Raw genomic sequence first — 18,532 nt, forward strand, 5'->3', positions numbered from 1 at the left:
CGTTGCGTTGAGAGGCGCACGGCGGGTTCGGCGAGAGGTCCGGAGAAACGGACCGGGAGCAATCCCGGCACCGCGCTCCGGGCCTACTCAGCGGAACGGTCGCGGAGCGTCACCTCGGTGTTCGATTGTGAGGGGCTGGGTCCCGTGAGACCGCGTACGCCTGGCCCCCGGAGAACCAAAAGTGGGGTTCTGGTCCAACTTCTGTGGTGTGCCTACTCCCTGTGACTGCTGATCTCGCCGATGCCTCCCGCGAGATCGTCTGGAAACTGCCACTGCCGACCTCGTCCGGGCTGATGGTTCTGGTCTGTGCGCGAGGTACTGCTCCGGCTGGAAGAGCTGCTCTTCCTGGCGGCTCCGGAGATCAGAGTGGTGTCGGTGCAGGACGACGGCGAGGTGATCCGAGTCGGTGTCAGATGTCGGACGGATGGGGCACGGTGCCCGGGTTGCGGAAACTGGTCTCGGCGGGTGCATGGCTCCTACCTGCGGTTTCCAGCCGACCTTCCCGTGGCGGGACGGCGGGTGGTGCTGCGGCTTCGTGTCCGGCGCTTCACGTGCGGAGACGTCTCCTGCGAGCGGCGGACGTTCGTCGAGCAGATCGCTGGCCTGACCCGCCGGTACAGCCAGCGAACCGAACGACTGCGGTCGGTGCTGGCCGAGGTCGGCCTCGCCCTGGCCGGCCGCGCCGGTGCCCGGCTCGCCGACGTCTTCGGGGCGAGGGTCAGCCGAAACACGGTCCTGCGGCTGGTCGATGCCCTGCCGGAGCCTCAACCGCGGACCCCACGGGTGGTGGGCGTCGACGAGTACGCGATGCGCAAGGGGCGTGTCTACGGGACCGTGCTGGTCGATGTCGAGACGCGCAGACCGGTGGACCTGCTGCCGGATCGCGAGGCGGGCACGGTCGCGGCCTGGCTGACCGAGCACCCTGGGATCGAGGTCGTCTGCCGCGACCGCGCCCCGTTCTTCGCCGAGGGCGCCAGTCTCGGGGCGCCAACCGCCGTTCAGGTCGCCGACCGGTTCCACCTGTGGCGCAACCTCGGCGAAGCGGCCGAGCGGTGCGTCTCTGGCCACCGCCTTTGCCTTCGCGCGGCCAGCACGGAGCCGGCCCCGGGCAAGGCTCCGGCTCCGTCACTGGCCGAGCGAGGGTCGCCATGGCCCACGGGGCACCGGTTCGCCGACCGTACCCGCGCGAAGCACGCCACCGTCCACGCGCTGCTGGCCGCCGGCCACAGCCGACGCTCCATCCAGCGCCAACTCGGCATGACCTACCGGACGGTCAAGCTCCTGGCGGACGCCGCGACCCCGGAAGAGCTGTTCCAGGGGCAGTGGCAGAACCGCAGGACCAAGCTCGATGACTTCAAGCCGTACCTGCACGAGCGATGGGCCGAGGGCTGCACGAACGCCTGGACTCTCTGGGAAGAGATCAAGACGCAGGGCTACACCGGCGGCTACGGAGCCGTCCGCGCCTACCTCCAGCCGTTTCGCACCACCGCGACCGCACCGGCAGCCCGTCCGCCGTCACCGCGCACGGTCGCCGGATGGATTCTGACTCACCCCGACACTCTGCCGGAGAACGAGCGCCTGAAGCTCAAGTCCGTCCTCGCCGCCTGCCCCGAACTGGAGGCCCTTACCGGGCACGTCCGCGCGTTCGGGAAGATGCTCACCCAGCTCCAGGGTGACCAGCTCCCGCAGTGGATCAAGGCGGTCCGAACCGACGACCTGCCCAGTCTCCACGCCTTCGCCAACGGCCTCGAAAGGGATCTCGTCGCCGTGACCGCTGGCCTGACGCTGCCCTGGAGCTCCGGCGTCGTCGAAGGCCACGTCAACCGGATCAAAATGATCAAGCGCCAAATGTATGGCCGGGCCGGCTTCGGCCTGTTGCGGAAGCGAGTCCTACTGGCGTGACCGCAGCTCTGTCACTCGACGTTCAGCCGATCGCGAGCGGCACGGGTTCCAGGCCCAGCTTGCTCCGGCATGAGTCGACAGCCCGGGTGACCCAGGCGGTCACGGCATCGTGGTCTGCCGCGATCGTGTGAAGCTCACGTGCCCTCTCCTGGGCTTCGACCATCCAGGGCGCCAGCGCGTCCTCTCGTAGAACTCGTTCGAAGTGATCCCGGGCCGTGTCTGCCTGCCCGACCAGGGCAGCTGCGATCCCGGAGTCGAAGCTGTCCCAGAGGAATCCCCGCCGCACTGGCCTGGATGTCAGGTGTCGGGCGACGTCCGGCAGAGCCGGGAACTTCTCCCTCAGCACGGTCACCTCCGCCGCGGCCCGTCGGGCGAGTTCCAGTGCCAGCGGCGTGAACTGGTCCTCGGTGCGGAACAGGTCAGGGCTGGTTCGGGCTGCGTCCACGTGGAAGGCCAGGTGGTCCACGTCGTGCCACAGCCACATCGCACCGATCTGCAGACCGCTGCCGGCAGTGCGTGGCGGGGTGAACTCCACGACCCCGAGCCACCACCCGTGATCGTCAATCCACAGCCGCGACCGTCCGCGCTGGGCCAGGCCGAGAGGCTGCAGGGACTCCCGTGCCGCGGAGGTGATGATCCGGAGGACCGGACTGCGATCTGCCATGACCGGCATTATCGATCGTCCGACCGACACCGCCGTCGGTCGCGGTGGCACAGAGCCGTGAGACAACACTGAGCGTCACTGCTCCACAGAAGATGGACCAGAACCGGATTCCGTCGACAAAACCACGTGGGCCTGCGTTGCGGGGGCAGAGTGTGGGGCGGTCATAGACCGTTGCCGGCGCGGAGCATGGCGGGGTGGAGGATGTGGGCCGGGCCGCGCTGGTAGAGGGTGGCGGGGCGTCCGTTGCTGGGCCGTTTGAGGCCGGTGTCGGTGACGAAGCCGGTCACGTTTCTGACTTTGCGTCGGAAGTTTCTGGGGTCGACGGGCATGCCCCAGACGATTTCGTAGACCTGCTGCAGCTCGCTGATGGTGAAGGTTTCAGCGCAGAAAGCGGTCGCAAGGGTGGTCTGCTCGAGCAGCCTGCGGGCTTCTTCCAGGGCATCGCTGAGGATGGTGCGGTGGTCGAATGCCAGCTTGTCCATGAGGGTGTCCTCGACGGCCACCCAGGACGCGTTGCGGGCATCGGTGCTGGCTGTTGGGGAGGGCAGGTCGGGTGCGATGGCCAGGAAGGCCGTGGTGATGACACGGCCGCGAGGATCACGGTGGGGGGAGGAGTAGGTGCGCAGCTGGTGCAGAGGCAGATCGGCGCTGTCCAGGCCGGTCTCCTCGATCAACTCCCGGTGCGCGGTGGTTTCCAGATCTTCTCCCTCCCGCAAGAACCCTCCGGGCAGGGCGAGTTTGCCCACGAACGGATGCTTGCCCCGCTCCACCAGCAGCACTTTGAGCTGGGCCTGCCGCACGGTCAGCACCACGAGGTCGGCGGTGACCTTGACGTTGGGCCGGGGCCGGCTTCCCGGGGGCGCATCGGTAGTTGGCCCGTTGCCGTGCTGGGCCTCAACCCTGGTGTCGTCAAGCGGCTGTTGCTCAAGGGTCACGGTGGTGGCTCCTTGCCGGGCGCCGGGCTGGCCGTCGTCGATGGGGCGGATGTTCCCAGCCTGGCAGCCAGACATGCTGCGTCGAGCACCGATTCCGGCGGAATGTCGATGTGCAGGTCTTTGGGCATCTGGGAGTAGTACGTCGGGATGCCCCGCTCGTGGATTCTGCCGAGCTCGTAGCTGGTGGTGCGCCCGATGTAGCCGTCCGGGGCGACGACATACACGAAGTCAGAGGTGAGGATCTTCTCGAGGGTCGCGGCCTGGATGTCGTGGTCGGCAAGGTGTGGGGGATCGGAGGCGAAACGGGCGAACTCCGCGCCTGGGTTGACGATGTCTGACACGGCAGGCGTGCGCACCGTGATCCCGGCGGCCTCGAAGGCCTTCGCCGCCCGCACCACCTGCCCATAGTGCTGCCGGAAGCTTCCCACCACCGCCACCGTCAGCCGACCGCTGCCGGACGGCACGGACCGATCCTCGCCGGCGGCTCTCACGGGCCGCTGGGCAAGAGGCGCCGACTGGTTGCTCAGGGGCATCTGGAGCTCTTTCATTCCGAAGGAGTGTGGCGCGCCACGTCGCGCACTGTAGCGGGCAGGGATTGCCGAGCGGCGGCGGCGGAGCGGATGCGGCCCTGCCAACGCTTCCTGTCCGCGTCGGTGAACGGCAGCGCGCACAGGGTGTGGCAGGCCTCGACGATGGCCACAACCAGTACCTCGTCCAGGAGGTGGTGCGGCCGCCCCGCCAGGGCACCGGCTACCCGCACGTGACTGACGCATCCCGCAGGCCCCCGCCCCGCGGTGATCACATCCGCCAGGTGCCGGCTTGAGCCCGCCTGCCGCCTGCGACGGCGGCGCCGCCCGGTCTGGGACGGGCCGAGGCCGTCACAGGTCACGTGTTCCCGCACCCGCTCCACCAGGGCGCACAGCTCATGCCTGAGCGCTCTGACACTGGACGGCCCCCGCGGAATGCGTGCCTGCGACACGCCGGTGCCGGCGGTAACCGGTTGGCCCAGCACTGCTGCGGTGTCCTCCCAGAGCCGCTGCCAGAGCGCAACATCCTCACCGCACCCCGAGACGAAGGCGAGGGTGACGGCCTGCGTGGGCAGCGACCGGCCGGAAGCCGCCGAAAACAAGGTGCTGGCCGAGTAGGGCGTACGGTCGGCCAGCTTCCGGTAGCTGAGCCCGGCCTGGCGGCGCAGCGCCCGCAATGCGTTCGCGAAGGCCACCAAAGCCGGACAGCCCCTCGTCAAGGGTTGCTCTTCTCGCGGCATGACGAGTCTTCTTACTGATCGTCGACGCCGTGAGGATGCGAGGCCCGGGGCTCACTGCGCCGTCCCCGCGCAAAGACCCGGCGCACCAGCTCAGAGGCGGTCAGGCCGGCCGCAGCGACAGCGGTCGTGGCCACGCCCGGCTCATAGCCGATCAGCACCAAAGCTGCCACCAGCGCGAACACGGCCAGCACTGTGGCCAGTGACAAGATCTGCTGCCCGTCGAACCGGCCGACCTTCTTCTTCCTGCCCTTGCTCATGCGACATCCCCCATCTCATGCAGTCGGTGCGGACGAGTTTTCTCTGCACGTCGGAGAGGGCTTTTCCGCAAGGTGATTGCCGTCACCGGCGGCCTCTGCCAACGTAGTTCGATACTCGCAGAAGCTGACTGCCATGACCAGCAGCAGAGTTGGCTGAAAAGCCCATCTAAACACCTGCTGACCAGCACAGAAGCCTTTGGTTGCAGTCCCTCGCGCAGGAGTTGCTGCAGCCAGCGAAGCCGACGGCCGTAAGCGTCTCAATGACGTTTTGTGCGGCACGAAAACAATACAGATAAGGGCTTCCATCTGGCACTCAGGAACCTGCATCATGGCAGCGAGGAAAAAGTCACTGTGACATAAAGGCCTCATTCTCAAGCCGTTGGTGCGGACGAGTATCGAGACCACGAGGGACTCTTGTTGCCGCAGGAGTCCCTCACCAACGGCCTGGCAGCCCCCGGCTCCCAGTCCTCCGCCCCACCTCTGCCCAGACCTGAGGTGCGACGACGGCATCCGCCTGGACACCGGTGCCGACTGCCCGACCTGCGGAAACATCGTCCGCATCCGGCGCACGCTGCGCACCCGAGTCACGGCCCGGGTCGAGACAGAGATGCCGTACAGCGACCCGGTCACGCGCCGTGCCGAGGCTGAGCGGCGCCTGCGCGAGGAGACCGTCCTCGAGGAGCAGCGGGCCCAGATCCGGCGGACCCGGGCCGCGCGTGAAGTCGAGCAGCGCCAACAGGCGATCGCTCGGCGCCGTGCCCTTGAGGAGGAGGCGGAGTTGGCCCGCAGGCAGGCGCCGTGTGTGGACTGCGGGCTGCCCGAGTGCGCGGGCCTGTGCCCGGCATGCTCCTACCGGCGGCGTACCGAGGGACTGGTGCAGGAGGCTGTCGATCTGGTCGTCGCGGTGCGGGCTGACCTGTCGGACGCGGCCGGGGTCGCCGAGCTCACCCAGCAGTGCGAGACGGACACCCGCGCCCTGCTGACCGTAGCCTGCGAGCGGGCCTGCGGTCCGGACGCCGATCCGGCGCTGGCCACGTTCACCGCGCCGCAGGTGGCGCAGCGGATCCGGGATGAGCGGCGCGCGGCCGCTCTGCGCCGGTTGCTGCGGTCGGAGGCGGCGGTGGCGGAGGCCGACGCCGCGTACGAGGCGTGCCTTCGGCGTCGCGGCCGCGACGCCGAAGAGGCTGCCGAGCAGGCCGCGTATGGGGCGGGACACCGTACCGCCGAGCTCCTCCTCCGCCAGCGCCTTGGCGAATTGAACGCTGCCCGCCAGCGCGCCGCCGTAGCTCGTCCGGCCACAGGCGGGATGTCGGTGGTCTCTGCGTAAGCGAGCCGCATGTGAGCGTCCCGAGGCCACGATGGGCGTCAACTGTTCTGCGACTGGGGAAAGATGATCGTTGCTCTGTGGGAGCGGAATGAAGGCGTACATCGGTGCATCCGCGTCTGCGGGGTGTGATAACCCGTCAAGTCGGCTCCACTTCCTGCGAAAGCGCTGATCGAGAGGTTAGCCCGCTGGCAAGATGGTCGTCCGGGGTGGGGCTGCGCTGGCAGCAGTGATGAGCAAGGAGCCGTGGGTGGGGAAGACGATCAGTGGCCGGTTTCTGCTGCTTCCTCAGGAGGCGCGCCGGGGTGGTCTGTCTGAGGTCCGCAAGGCCGTGGACGTCACCAGCGACGGCGGTGACTACGTTGCTGTGAAGCTGCTGAAGCAACGCGACGATGAGGCGATCACGAAGATCTTCCTGGAGCGGGAGACGTCCGCGCTCAAGGCGCTCGATCATCCCCACATCGTGCGCATGCTCGAGTCCGGTTGGGACGCCGAGCTGGAGCGGTACTTCATCGCTCTTGAGTGGATCGACCGCAGTCTCATGGACGAGATGGCGAACGGCCGGCCGCTCGACTGGCCCGCCTTCTTCTCCCGGATCGGCGGGCCGCTGGTTTCTGCTCTTGCCTACGCGCACGACCAGCAGATTGAGCACCGGGACCTGAAGCCGGGCAATGTGCTGCTCACGGACGACGGGACGGTCAAGCTCGCCGACTTCGGGATCGCGAAGCTCCTGTCCAAGGCCGCGGTCGTCACGGACGAGACCGTGGCTGACTTCCGTTCCACCCTGTACGCGCCGCCGGAGCAGAGCGACGCGATCCCCTACGTTCGCGACGTTTACGCCTTCGCGGTCCTGGCTATCCAGGTTCTCTCCCGCAACCAGGCCCACGACTACCCCGACTTGGCGACGGTCCTCGACGGGCTGGACTTGGACGCCGAAGTCCGCTCGATCCTGAAGTCCTGCATCGACTATGACCCGCAGAAGCGGCCGGCCAACGCCAGTGTTCTGGAGCACCGGCTGTTGGAGGCGGAGAGGATCTGCGGTAACCGTGAGGCCCGCCACCGCAACGCCCTCTGGTTGAAGATGACGAAGCGTGCGGCTGAGGGTCTCAGCAGCGCGCCGGCCGGCGAGGAGATCGACTGGGCGAAGATGAAGTCCGCGGTCTTGGAAGACATCTCCGGCACCGTGCACGTCGACTACGGATACGACCCGCGCACCGGTGAGACCGACACGAGCACGATACGGGTGTTCGGCCGGACGCTGTTCCTGCGTCTGGTCAATGACGAGGAGCACCGCGACCGGTGTGTGATTGTGGCGGCGGAGGAGCGGTCCGAGGAGTGGATGGCCAAGCGCCGCGACTCGTCCCTCAAGCTCGGTCCCGTGTTGACCTGGACGTTTGACGACCCGGGCGAAGACCCTGCGAACGACGGGCTCAACCTGCTGCTGGACAGCCTGGATGCGCACCTGGACGCGCGGGAGCAGCGGGCCAAGGAGGGCAAGCGTCAGCAGCTCGGGGACCTGTTCGACGGCTGGCGGCGGGTACTGGAGGCCCGTGAGGAGGTCGCGGCCAAGGGCCGGCAGCGGATCGAGTACGAGCGGATGGAAGGCGGCGGCCGCACGCGCGTCTTCCACCTGGCGGCCGCCGACACGGTGGCGGAGGTCGGGGAAGAGTGGTCGGTGGCGGAGTACCCCTACAGCCGGCCCATCGACCGCGGTGAGGTGACCAACGCGACCGGCGACACCGTCGTGCTGCGGATGACTCGCCCCAAGGCGGTTCTGCCTGCCCGGGGTTTCCTGCTGCCCTTCCTCGGGCCGAGCCAGAACGCCATCAACCGCCAACGGGACGCCCTGAGCGCCGTCGCGGCGGGCCAGACCAGCAACCCCCGCCTGCGGCACATCATCGACAACCCGGCGGCCATTCCGGTCAGCCCGCCCACCGAGGTCACGTCGTGGGTCCGCGCCGACCTCGACAAGAGCAAACGGAACGTCGTCGCTCATGCTCTGGGCACGCAGGACCTCCTGCTCGTCGAAGGGCCGCCCGGCACCGGCAAGACCACCGTGATCGCGGAGATCGTCGAGCAGACCCTCAGCCGCGATCCGAACGCCCGGATCCTCATCGTCAGCCAGACGCACATCGCCATCGACAACGCGCTCAAGCGCCTCGAGGACGCCGGCATCACCGGCCTGGTGCGTCTGGGCCGGGTGGATGACCCGCGGGTCGCCGAGAGCGCCCAGCCGCTGCTGCTCGACAAGCAGGTCAAGAAGTGGACCCAGGGTGTGCGGGCGCGGGCAGAGCGGTACCTGGAGTCGGTGGCCGCCAACAGCGGCCTGGAGGCCCGTCACCTCAAGGCCGCTTTGGTCCTCGAAGAGCTCGCCGCTGTGGCCGCCAACCTGGCCCACGTTGCGGCCCGGCTGGACGAGCTGGCCAGCCAGCCCGTCCCCGACCGCACCACCTCCGCCAGGGAACTCGGCGAGGAAGTCGTCACCACCCGTGCCCGCTACGATCAGCTGCTCGAACAGCGCGCCGAGCTGTTCGCCGAAAGCCAGTCCATGCTCATTGGCGAACTCACGCTGCGCGAGGACCTCAGCGCCGACGATGCCCGCGACGCGGTCGAGGTTCTGCTCGGTCCGTCGGGTCCCGGGCGGGAACTGATGAACCTGCTGCGTCTGCAGGGTGAGTGGCTGCAGCGCATCGGCAGCGACCAGAACCTGATCGCCAGCTTCCTGCGCACGCGCCAGGTCGTCGGCGGCACCGCGCTCGGTTTCCTCGGCCACCGGGCGGCGCGGGATCTGGACTTCGACCTGTGCATCTTCGACGAGGCGTCGAAGGCGACCGCGACCGAGGCGCTGGTGCCGCTGGCCCGAGCCAAGCGGTGGGTGATGGTCGGTGACACCAACCAGCTGCCTCCGATCGACGAGGACCTGCTGCGCAACGAGAAGATCATGTCCGATCACCAGCTCATCCCTGAGCTGGTGAAAACCACCCTGTTCCAGTACCTCGCCAACTGCACCGAGGCACCGGTCAAGCACCTGCTGCGCGAGCAGTACCGGATGACGCCGGCGATCGGCAACATGATCAGCAGCTGTTTCTACGGCGGGAAACTGATATCACCCAACGCCCACGTGCTGCCCGGCTACGACACCGTCAACAAGCCGGTGCTCTGGCTCGACACCAGTGCACTGCCCGGCCGGCGCGAAGCCGAGCGGTCCACCGCGGAAACCAGCATCTCCAATCGCCTCGAGGCACAACTGGCGATGCGCCGCCTGGAGGTCATCGACCAGGCCATCGACAAAGAGGTGATCAAGCCAGCCGGCGGGAAGCCCCTTGAGGTCCTGGTCATCGCTCCCTACGGCCGTCAGGTCGAGGAACTCACCAAGCGCCTGGCCTCCCTCAAGCTCAAGCACATCGCTCCGGAAGTGCTCTCCGTCGACGCGGTCCAAGGCCGCGAATGCGACCTCGTCGTGTTCTCGGTGACCCGCAGCAACACCCGCGGACACTTCGGGTTCCTCAGCGAGCCCTACTGGCGGCGCATCAACGTCGCGCTCTCCCGCGCCCGCTACGGCCTGATCATTGTCGGTGACGCAGGCTTCTGCCGCAGCAAACCCGGCGCCCTGCGCACCGTCCTCGACTACATGAGCGGCCACCCAGAAGACTGCGAGATCCGCGATGCCTACATTTAGTGAAGACAGCCTCCTGGCCATCCGCTTCCAAAGCGCCCGCCCCAGCCTCGAGCTCGTCCGGATCGTCGACGCCGCACTGCCCGTCGCTCGGATCACGGCCGAGGTCCTCGCTCAGGACAGCAAGGAACTCCCGCTGATGGAGGAGTTCGTGCTGCGGCTGGTCGACCACAACGTCACCCGCGTCCCCGGCATCGCCGGCCTGCTCGGCCTGGATGCACGCATGGTCGACCAGACCGTCGCCACGCTGTTCGGCTCGGACGATCTGCGCTGGTCCCGGCCCGCTGCGGCAGACACCGCCCGCCCCCAAGGCCTGCGCCTCACGGACAAGGGCCGCCTCACCGCGCAGAAGGCGGCCGCCGTGGCCCCGGTGCGGGTCAATCAACCGCTCGTGTACGACCAGATGCTGGGGAAGGCCGCCCCGTACGACCGGCGCACAACCATCACGCGGGGGCAGGCCGAGGAAGACGGCATGATCATGCTTCCCGTCGCGCGGTCCGGCCCGATCGACGACGGCGACGTCACGGCGGCCGAGATCACCGCCCTGCTCCGCGAGAACGGCACCACCAACCGCGAGGTCCTGCAGGTCAAGAGCCTCACCCAGACGGGAAAGGCACGCCACGTCCTGCCGGTCAAGCTCCTCGTCTACGCCGACGAGGACCGCTCCGAGATCGAGATCGGCGTCGTCATCGACGGCGAGCTGAGCAAAGCCCACGAGCTCGGGCTGATCGGCCACGGCGGCGCCAAAGCCCTCGGGATCACTGTCGCCCCCCCGCCCGAACGCCCCCTGCTGGACCCCGACCTCGAACAGGCCCGCGTCCCCCTGCAGGAAGTCACCCAGCAACGGGTCGAGCAGGCGGCCTTCCAGCTAGGCTCCCAGACCCCCACCCCGGGCCCGCCGGCAGCACTCCAGCCCCAAGCGGACGAGATCCGCGCCATCGGCGTCTTCGAGCACCCGGACATCCTCGACGAGGCCCTCACCCACGCCCGCCGCCGTCTTTTGATCATCTCACCCTGGATCAAGAGCGCGATCATCACCACGGACTTCCTCAGCAAACTGGAGCGGCGTCTCACGCAAGGCGTGAAAGTGGACATCGCCTACGGCTACGAGGACAACGACACCAAGACCGACCCGGCCGCCGTCCGCAAGCTCACCAACCTCGCCGCCCGCTACCGGGACAAGCTCACCTTCACCCGCCTCAAGAGCACCCATGCGAAAGTCCTGGTCTTCGACGACGTCTGGGTGACCACGTCCTTCAACTGGCTCTCCTTCAGGGGCGATCCCGACCGCACCTACCGCATGGAGGAAGGAAGCCTCGTCCGCAATCGTCAGATCACCGACTCCCAGTACGACCGATACCTCAAGCTGATCGACGAGCACCGCCGATAGACCAGGCTGGCCGTCAGGCACGACCGCGCCGTAACTGGATTGCCGGGGTGCGGCAGGCGCGGGCCCGTCACGCCAGGAGACGGCTTGCCGGAGCCGACAGGCGATGAGTCCTGCTGGCGGGGACCATAGTGAAGGCGACCGCTCACCGTGCCGTTGCTTCCCGCTGGGGTCATGTGGCCGAGCGTCTGCCTGCACGCCTCGACGAGCTGTCCGGACCCGCGACCGGGACGGTGGAGCGGTCTCTGCATCTGGCGTGGTCGGGACGCCGGATGGACGGTGACCGACATCCGGGGCTGGCTGCACCTGCGCGGCGAGGCAGCCCGGGTGCGCCGGGGGTCGGGGCTGCTTGCCGTGCTGCTGGCCGGTGCGGAGAAGGTCCTGGACTCCCCCGAGAAGCGGGCCGACGCCGTCGCCCGGTGGCGTGGTGCCCAGGAGGCGGCCCGCCGTCACCGCATCCAGCAGGTCCGCGCCCGCGGTGAGCGGTTCGACGGTGACTGGGAGGCCCCGACCAGCCGCTCAGTGTAGCGCAAGGTTGAGGAGGCGTTCACCCGGGTCCGCGAAGCGGCGAGCGGCGGCCGCCACCAGGACCACGACGCCGGTGCGGCGCAGCAGTCCGGAGCGCAGGATCCAAGCGAGCAAGAGCTTCAAGAGCTGCGGGCCACGGCCCGGGGCGAGCTCATGAAGGGTGAAACGACCCTGGTCACGACCGTCGTCAACGGCCTCGGGCGGGAGGGTGCGGAGCGCATCTTCGGCGCCGGCCTGGTGCGGCGCGCCCTGCAGCTGGCGAGCGGCGCCCGTAGCTCGCTCATGACCATCGGACGCCGGTAGGAAGCGGCCGTGACCCAAGCGACCACCCCATCGAGCAGCCCGCCGGGTCGTCGGGGTTATCCCCGCAAGTGCGGGGAGCAGGCCAGCCCGTACTCGGTGACGCCGTGCGCAAAGGGGCCATCCCCGCGGGTGCTGGGAGCAGGTCACGGCGCCCGCGATCGCTTTCCGGCCGCAGGGACCATCCTCGCGGGTGCGGGGAGCAGAGGGACTTCGTCTGCCGCTCGAACGGAGTGGCGGGACCATCCCCGCGGGTGCGGGGAGCAGCCCTCCCGCTCCGGGTTGTTCTGGCCCAGGGAGGGACCATCCCTGCGGGTGCGGGGAGCAGCCTTGTCGGGAGGACGGCGGCCGTGGTCGTTCGGGACCATCCCCGCGGGCGCGGGGAGCAGCGCGCGCTGAACGACGTGGCAGCGATCGGGGGACCATCCCCGCGGGTGCGGGGAACAGTAGCTCCCGCCGGGCCGGCCGGGGACCTCGTGGGGACCATCCCCGCGGGTGCGGGGAACAGATCATGCCAGTGGGGCAAGTTGTGGCGATGACTAAGTATGGTGGTGGCGTCCCGCTGGCGCGGGTATGGCCCTCATAACTAGAACGGGGTGCATTGCCTCGCGTGTGCGGGGAAGTGAAACAGGGTCAGATGTGCCTCCATTCTTTGTGTGTGGCGTTTGACGGTGGCCAGCGGAAATGGTTCTGATCCACTCTCTGTGGAGCGATGACGGTGCGTCACCTGGATATGAGCTCGTAATACGATCACGAGCCGTTTCCAACTTGGCTGAGTAGCAGATCGGTTGGCGTGGGAGTGGCGCAGTGCCGGGCGGCAATGCCCTTGTGTTCGCGCCAGCGGGGCAGGCGCCCACGTCGGCCCCTCCCCCGCGCACTCCTCGTACCGCGTCACCGACCTTTCCTTCCGGGTTCCAAGGCCATGCCAGGCTCGAATGGGACCTGCTCGGCTGCGACGACGCCGAGCTCAAGTCGGTCCGCGCGTACGGGGCGCTCTACCGCGAGCTTCGCGACCTCCTGCACTGCGGTACCGTGATCCACCCCGACGACGTCGACCCCGCGTTGCGGGTGCGCGGCGTCGTCGCTCATGATCGATCACAAGCCCTGTGGACCGTCGCGGCGGTCGCCCGGCCCGAGGAGTCCCTCGCTGACCCGGTTGCGGCTGCCCGGGCTCGACCCCGACCGCCGCTACACGGTGCAGGTCCGTCACGACGTCGGCGCACCACGGACCGAGTGGGCGCCCCGAGCTGGCTGAGCGCCACCGCACCACTCGTGCTTCCAGGCCGGCTGCTCGCCGAGGTGGGTCTCCAGCTCCCCACCCTGCTGCCTGTGCTGGCCCTGGTCTTCCACCTCACCGCCGTCGTGTGACGACGGCACCCGGACCTCCTACCAGGTCCGGGTGCCGCCCAGGCTGTTCGCCGATGCCGTCAGCCCGAGGTAGGGCCTGCCTCCGACATCAGGGCACCACCACTTCGAGGCGAACGTCGGTCAGTTCCTCTCGCAGGTCGCGGGCCGGGCTGAGGTTGAAGACGGGAACTCCGCCCCTGCCGAAGTGGACTCGGTGCATCGCGGACGAGACCACATCGTGACCCACGGGCGAGGCGACCGCGTGGTAGCAGATCCAGGTGTTGCCGTCGTAGTCGGTGAAGAGGGAGTTGTGTCCGGCACCATAGAGCCCTTCTACCGACTGGTAGTTCAGGGCCGGCGTGATCGCCTTGGACCATGCGGAGGCATCCAGGTAGTCACCGCCTCGGGGAATACTCAGCATCCCGATGGAGTAGGTGTAGCCTCTGGCCGCTCCACCGGAGTACGTGATGTACACGGTCTCGTCGGTCAGGAACGGGTACGGGCCTTCGTTGTTGATCGCCCCCTGCACGTTCTCCCAGCCGTACAGCGGGCGCGTCAGCAACACCGGTTCGCTGATGAGACGAGTGGGATCAGCCACGGTCGTCTCCGCGATGTAGACCATGCTGCCCGAGTCCATCGGCGAGCCCAGACCTGTCCGGGATGACCAGACGAGGAAGCACCTCTCGTCAGCTTTGAAGTAGGTCATGTCCAGCGTGATGCCGCCACTCTCGGCCAAGTAGGAGCCGTCGGCCTTCCGGACCCGTACGGGGGTCTCCCAGCTGTCGGCCTGCATGATGTCGTGACCCTTCCTGAGTCGCATCATGTGGCACTGCGGCCCCCACTCAGTGCCGCTGACAGCGAACAAGATATAGAGGTCGTTGCCGATCTGGTGGAACTCGGGGGCCCAGAAGGTCTGCACGAAGCCCTTGCTCTCGTCCGCGTCGAGGATCACCTGCTCGCGGAACCCGTCGTCGAACAAGCCGTTGATCGTCTCGGACTCTCGGACGTAGAGGCCGATGTCGTCCACGTTGTCGTTGGTCGCGATGTAGTAGTACTTCCCTTCCCAGGGCAGAATCACCGGGTCCGCGTACCCGCGCGCCAATGGGAAGGGGCGAACGGGAGTCTGCACCGTGCCGGAGACTCGGTAGGTTCCCGGAGCCGAGAAGTCCACTGCACTGGTGTCCCAGGCGACAGACTTGTCGGCCGTGGAACCGTCGGAGTAGACGGCTGTCGCCTTCACCGCGGCCAGTTCCGACAGGGAGGACGCGACGACAGTCTTGGGGACGCGGGTTTCCGTATGCGCCAGGGGCGTCCACCGGTCCCGAACGGCTTGAGCGATCGACGGTTCCACCGCGAGCACGTTCCCCGGGTTGATGTCCGTCAGGTTGCAGGGGTCCGCAACCTGCGGGAACCGGGATCCCGGCCGAGGCCCCTTTGACCCTCCTCCTGCGAGATCGACAACCTGGTTCACGAACACGTTTCCGTCGGCGTCTCGCCACAGAAACTCGTACGCACCGACCGCCTCGTCGTACTGACACGCGACGGCATCGACATGCACGGAGTTGTGCAACCGAAGGAGCCCTCGGGATCGGAACTCCGTCAGATCGGTCGACGTCCACACCAGGACACAGCCACGGCTTTCCTCGTCCTGTGCTCCCCGGGGTGCGACACGGACGGCGACCAGCCCGAACCCGCCTTCTCTCGTGCGGAACAGGAAGGGGTTCTTGGCACCCTTCTCCAGGATCGTGTTGTGCTCGCTCACCGTGGCTTCGGGAAACAAGATCCCGTAGTTCTGGTTGAGCGGCTCAAACGGTGCTCCGTCTTCGCTCAACGCGAGGTGGATGCTGTTGCTCAGCGACTCCGTGTACTCGCCGAGCGGTGTTCGGGTGTAGACGAGAACTCTGTCTTCCATGACGAACCCCGTTCAGTGTCTGGCGCTGATAGATGGTCTCTGGATCCGACGACGGTTTTGGACGGAGGGCGACGTGTGGTCGGTCAACAACCCTATGAGGTCGTAACAGGATCATGAGCGGGTCTTCTTGAGGCGCCTCCAGCAGATGAGAGAACAGCCCAACGAGACGAAGGCGTCGTGGAGTTCGAGACGTCGTTCCCATCGGACGGCGAGGCGCTTGAACTGGTGGAGCAGGGCGAAGGTCTGCTCGACGACATAGCGGAGTTTGCCCAGGCCCCTGATGTTCGCAGAACCCTTGCGGGAGATCACCGGCAGGATCCGGCGCCGACGCAGTTCGTGGCGCACGGCCTTCGAGTCGTACGCCATGTCGTCGAGCACGGCATCGGGGCGCCGACGGGGACGGCCAGGCGTCCGGCCACCGTTCCGGAGGGTGAGAGCCGCTCCGAGAGGCGAGGGCACGGGAGTTGTCGATGGCCGAGGTCGACGCCCTTTCCTGGCAGGACTTCGAGAAGTACGTCGGCGCCCGAGCACGGCGCGGACGTCGCGCTCTTCGTCACCACCTGCCGTGCCTTCACCCGGCCGCCCTCCAGTTGGCGGTGCGCCAGCGCCCGGAGTCCGGTCACGGCGGCTGGGTGCGTCAGCCGTGACCGGAGCCAGGGGTTCAGGCCGGGTCGCCGTAGACGACCCCCCGTCCGTTGGTGCCGAAGTAGACACGGCCGTGGATGCGGGGGTCTCCGGTGATGGTGCCGCCCGTCCAGGCGTATTGGTGCCGGTCGTCGTTGATGCGGACCCAGGTCCGGCCCGCGTCGTCGGACCGGAAGATGCCGCGCACGCCGCCGATCTTGGAGCTGGTGAACACCGCGGGGTACGGAGCGCCCGGTGCGGCCTTGCCGAAGCCGACGGCGTCGCCCTGGTCCACCGTCTTGATCCGGGTGAAGGTCGCTCCGGAGTCGGTCGAGCGCCACATGCCGTACGGGGTGGAGGCCCCGTCCTTGTCGGTGCCGCCGGCCAGCCAGATGTCGCCCTCGTGGCCCGGCACCGCCTTGAACCGCACGTTTCCCTCGGTGGGCAGACCGGTGGCCGCCGTGCGGCCGAAGCTCTGGCCGCCGTCGGTGCTGAGGTAGAAGTCGCCGGAGGCGTACGCGTAGAACTTGGCCGGGTTCACCCGGTCGGAGCGCACCGGCGCCCCCGCCGGCAGCCCCTTCACGGCTGTCCAGGTCGCACCGTGGTCGTCGGAGAAGCTGACCGGTGCTCCGGCCGGTGACCAGACGATCCGTCGGCCGTCGGCCCCGACGGCGACGGCCTGGTCCTCGACACCGGGGCCGGTGAGGCCGGCCGGTTCGTCGCCGGACGGTTTCCAGGTGTCACCGCCGTCGGTGGAGACAGCGAGGTGCTGGGTCCAGCCGCTGGTGGGGCGGCCGACCCGGACGACGGTGTAGGGCGCGAGCTCTGCGTAGTCCAGGGCCGGGGTGTTGTCGAAGGTCGGGGTGTCGTACATCTTCGACGCTTTGTGCAGGTCCGTGTGCCGGAAGCCGCCGACGTCCCCGATGCCGGAGAAGAGATGGGCGCGCCCGGCCGGCGGGCTGATCAGGGACAGGACCGCTGTCTCCTCCAACCCCTGGGCGCGCACGGACAGATGGACCGTGCCGTCGCGGTCCCAGTCCGTCAGGTTGTCCGCGCCGTAGATCGTCGCCCCCGTCCCGTACAGGAAGCGGTCGGAGTCGAACGGGTCGATCTGGACGGACTCCATCATCCAGCCCAGCTTCGGGGCCGCCTCGGGGGGCTTCGGGGAGGCGTTCCACGTCAGCCAGGGGGCGTCCGAGATGTCCATGTCGTAGCGGAACGTGCGCTGCCCGTCCGCGTCCTGGTCCCAGATGCGGCTCCAGTGGGCGCCGCCGTCGGTGGACCGGAACAGGAGGCAGTCGGGGTACCACTTGACCTGGGTGGACACCATCAGGGTCCGCGGGTTTCGCCGGTCGATGGTCAGACCGCTGTAACCGTAGGCGTTCTCGTCGCTGGTGGAGGGGACGGGGCTGATACGGGTCCAGGTGTCGGTGGCGGTGTCGAGCTTCCACACGTCGCCCTTGGAGCCGTCGTAGGGGCCGGCGGTGTCGCTGGTCGCGAGGTACAGGTAGCCGCCTTCGTGGTCGAGGACGGCGTGGTGCGGGATATACCCGGTGGGCTGGCCGGGGACGCGCTGCCAGGTGGCTCCCGCGTCGGTGGACCGGTAGAGGATGTTGTCCTTGTCGGCGACGGTGACGTACAGCGTCCGGGTGGCTCTGCCCGGTCTGCCGGTGCGCTTGTCGAAGACGACCTGCAGTACTCCCAGGTTGTCGCCGTTGTAACCGTCAGGGTCCGACGGGTCGGGGACGAAAGTGCCGGCGTTGGGGAAATTGGTCACCTGCGCGAAGGTCTTGCCGTGGTCGGTGCTGCGCCACAGTCCGTGGCCGCCGCGCACCCCCAGATACAGGATGCTGTTGCGGTTCGGGTCGATCACGAGGCGTTCGCCGATGCCCCGGCCGGGCATGTTGCCGCCCAGACGGAACGGCAGCGGGGTGGTCTTCCAGGTGCGGCCGCGGTCGGCCGAGCGCAGGATCGCCGCCATGTCCGGGTCCCAGTCGGGCAGGGTGTAGGTACCCGCCGCCAGATAGACCCGGTCGGGGTCGGCCTCGTCGGTGGCGATGCTGATGATGCCGGTGTGACCGTACTCGTCCCAGCCGATCCAGTCGGTGAGGGGGACCCACCGCCGGGACGCCGTGTCCAGGCGGTAGGCGCCGCCGATGTCGGTACGGGCGTACACCAGGCCGGGCTCGCGCTGGTTGAAGACGATCCCGTGGACGAAGCCGCCGCCGACTATCTCCGCGTTGCGGAAGCGGTACGGCGCTTTGGCCCTTCCGGAGCCGGCGGCGGACGCCGCGGAAGGGGCGAGCACCGGGAGCGCGGCGGCTGCCGCGCCGGCGGCCAGCAGTCCGCGCCGCGAGAGGTGCGGGGTGGGAGGCATGGACGGTCCTGCCTTTCTGGTGGGCGTCTTGT

At 68.2% G+C, this 18,532-nt stretch carries 17 protein-coding genes; 8 read left to right on the forward strand and 9 right to left on the reverse strand.

Annotated elements, in window-relative coordinates; all coding sequences use genetic code 11:
* Nucleotides 1-375: 375 nt before the first annotated feature.
* The gene (locus ACFV7R_RS39835; protein WP_385273500.1) at nucleotides 376-1,902 is read left to right on the forward strand and encodes an ISL3 family transposase; all 1,527 of its coding nucleotides are present in this window, start codon (nucleotides 376-378) and stop codon (nucleotides 1,900-1,902) included.
* 22 nt (nucleotides 1,903-1,924) lie between these two features.
* Here ACFV7R_RS39835 and ACFV7R_RS39840 read toward each other — a convergent pair whose 3' ends face one another.
* The 5 genes from ACFV7R_RS39840 to ACFV7R_RS39860 all read right to left on the reverse strand — a co-directional run bounded on the left by ACFV7R_RS39840 (nucleotide 1,925) and on the right by ACFV7R_RS39860 (nucleotide 5,025).
* Nucleotides 1,925-2,566 (reverse strand): hypothetical protein, encoded by a 642-nt coding sequence (locus ACFV7R_RS39840; protein ID WP_385273391.1) that lies wholly within the window; start codon nucleotides 2,564-2,566, stop codon nucleotides 1,925-1,927.
* Between the two features lie 161 nt (nucleotides 2,567-2,727).
* Nucleotides 2,728-3,501: an NUDIX domain-containing protein gene (locus ACFV7R_RS39845; RefSeq protein WP_385273393.1), complete on the reverse strand. Its 774-nt coding sequence runs from the start codon at nucleotides 3,499-3,501 to the stop codon at nucleotides 2,728-2,730.
* Complete coding sequence (locus ACFV7R_RS39850; RefSeq protein ID WP_385273396.1) at nucleotides 3,498-3,965, reverse strand: hypothetical protein; 468 nt, start codon at nucleotides 3,963-3,965, stop codon at nucleotides 3,498-3,500. The genes ACFV7R_RS39845 and ACFV7R_RS39850 overlap by 4 nt, the downstream gene beginning before the upstream one ends.
* 80 nt (nucleotides 3,966-4,045) lie before the next feature.
* On the reverse strand, nucleotides 4,046-4,723 hold the full coding sequence (locus ACFV7R_RS39855) for a helix-turn-helix domain-containing protein (RefSeq protein ID WP_385273399.1): 678 nt from the start codon (nucleotides 4,721-4,723) through the stop codon (nucleotides 4,046-4,048).
* Nucleotides 4,724-4,779: 56 nt separating this feature from the next.
* Nucleotides 4,780-5,025, reverse strand: coding sequence for a hypothetical protein (locus tag ACFV7R_RS39860; protein ID WP_385273401.1), 246 nt, complete (start codon nucleotides 5,023-5,025; stop codon nucleotides 4,780-4,782).
* Between the two features lie 607 nt (nucleotides 5,026-5,632).
* Here ACFV7R_RS39860 and ACFV7R_RS39865 point away from each other — a divergent pair.
* The 4 genes from ACFV7R_RS39865 to ACFV7R_RS39880 all read left to right on the forward strand — a co-directional run bounded on the left by ACFV7R_RS39865 (nucleotide 5,633) and on the right by ACFV7R_RS39880 (nucleotide 11,940).
* The gene (locus ACFV7R_RS39865; RefSeq protein ID WP_385273404.1) at nucleotides 5,633-6,352 is read left to right on the forward strand and encodes a hypothetical protein; all 720 of its coding nucleotides are present in this window, start codon (nucleotides 5,633-5,635) and stop codon (nucleotides 6,350-6,352) included.
* Nucleotides 6,353-6,599: 247 nt separating this feature from the next.
* Nucleotides 6,600-10,028, forward strand: a complete 3,429-nt coding sequence (locus ACFV7R_RS39870; protein ID WP_385273407.1) for an AAA domain-containing protein — start codon at nucleotides 6,600-6,602, stop codon at nucleotides 10,026-10,028.
* Nucleotides 10,015-11,415 carry a hypothetical protein gene (locus ACFV7R_RS39875; RefSeq protein ID WP_385273410.1) on the forward strand — a complete coding sequence of 467 codons (1,401 nt, stop codon included), beginning with the start codon at nucleotides 10,015-10,017 and terminating at the stop codon, nucleotides 11,413-11,415. The genes ACFV7R_RS39870 and ACFV7R_RS39875 overlap by 14 nt, the downstream gene beginning before the upstream one ends.
* Before the next feature lie 276 nt (nucleotides 11,416-11,691).
* Nucleotides 11,692-11,940, forward strand: coding sequence for a hypothetical protein (locus tag ACFV7R_RS39880; RefSeq protein WP_385273413.1), 249 nt, complete (start codon nucleotides 11,692-11,694; stop codon nucleotides 11,938-11,940).
* Here the strand turns inward: ACFV7R_RS39880 and ACFV7R_RS39885 are convergent.
* Nucleotides 11,932-12,054, reverse strand: a complete 123-nt coding sequence (locus ACFV7R_RS39885; protein WP_385273416.1) for a hypothetical protein — start codon at nucleotides 12,052-12,054, stop codon at nucleotides 11,932-11,934. The two genes, ACFV7R_RS39880 and ACFV7R_RS39885, sit on opposite strands and share 9 nt — an antisense overlap.
* Nucleotides 12,055-12,093: 39 nt before the next feature.
* Between ACFV7R_RS39885 and ACFV7R_RS39890 the strand changes: the two genes are divergently transcribed.
* Nucleotides 12,094-12,243 (forward strand): hypothetical protein, encoded by a 150-nt coding sequence (locus ACFV7R_RS39890; RefSeq protein ID WP_385273419.1) that lies wholly within the window; start codon nucleotides 12,094-12,096, stop codon nucleotides 12,241-12,243.
* A gap of 825 nt (nucleotides 12,244-13,068) precedes the next feature.
* A complete protein-coding gene (locus ACFV7R_RS39895; protein ID WP_385273420.1) occupies nucleotides 13,069-13,608 on the forward strand; it encodes a hypothetical protein in 540 nt (179 codons plus the stop codon).
* Between the two features lie 88 nt (nucleotides 13,609-13,696).
* Here ACFV7R_RS39895 and ACFV7R_RS39900 read toward each other — a convergent pair whose 3' ends face one another.
* Both ACFV7R_RS39900 and ACFV7R_RS39905 read right to left on the reverse strand, forming a co-directional pair.
* Nucleotides 13,697-15,418, reverse strand: coding sequence for a family 43 glycosylhydrolase (locus ACFV7R_RS39900; protein WP_385273424.1), 1,722 nt, complete (start codon nucleotides 15,416-15,418; stop codon nucleotides 13,697-13,699).
* A 192-nt stretch (nucleotides 15,419-15,610) separates the two neighbouring features.
* Nucleotides 15,611-15,865 carry a hypothetical protein gene (locus ACFV7R_RS39905; protein ID WP_385273427.1) on the reverse strand — a complete coding sequence of 85 codons (255 nt, stop codon included), beginning with the start codon at nucleotides 15,863-15,865 and terminating at the stop codon, nucleotides 15,611-15,613.
* Nucleotides 15,866-15,969: 104 nt separating this feature from the next.
* On the opposite strand from ACFV7R_RS39905, the gene ACFV7R_RS39910 reads away from it, so the two are divergent.
* Nucleotides 15,970-16,146: a hypothetical protein gene (locus ACFV7R_RS39910; protein ID WP_385273430.1), complete on the forward strand. Its 177-nt coding sequence runs from the start codon at nucleotides 15,970-15,972 to the stop codon at nucleotides 16,144-16,146.
* Nucleotides 16,147-16,160: 14 nt separating this feature from the next.
* Here the strand turns inward: ACFV7R_RS39910 and ACFV7R_RS39915 are convergent, their stop codons facing one another.
* Nucleotides 16,161-18,500, reverse strand: a complete 2,340-nt coding sequence (locus tag ACFV7R_RS39915; RefSeq protein WP_385273432.1) for a xyloglucanase — start codon at nucleotides 18,498-18,500, stop codon at nucleotides 16,161-16,163.
* Nucleotides 18,501-18,532: the final 32 nt, after the last annotated feature.

It is taken from the genome of Streptomyces sp. NPDC059866 (genome assembly GCF_042731325.1).
Lineage (GTDB): Bacteria > Actinomycetota > Actinomycetes > Streptomycetales > Streptomycetaceae > Streptomyces > Streptomyces flavusporus.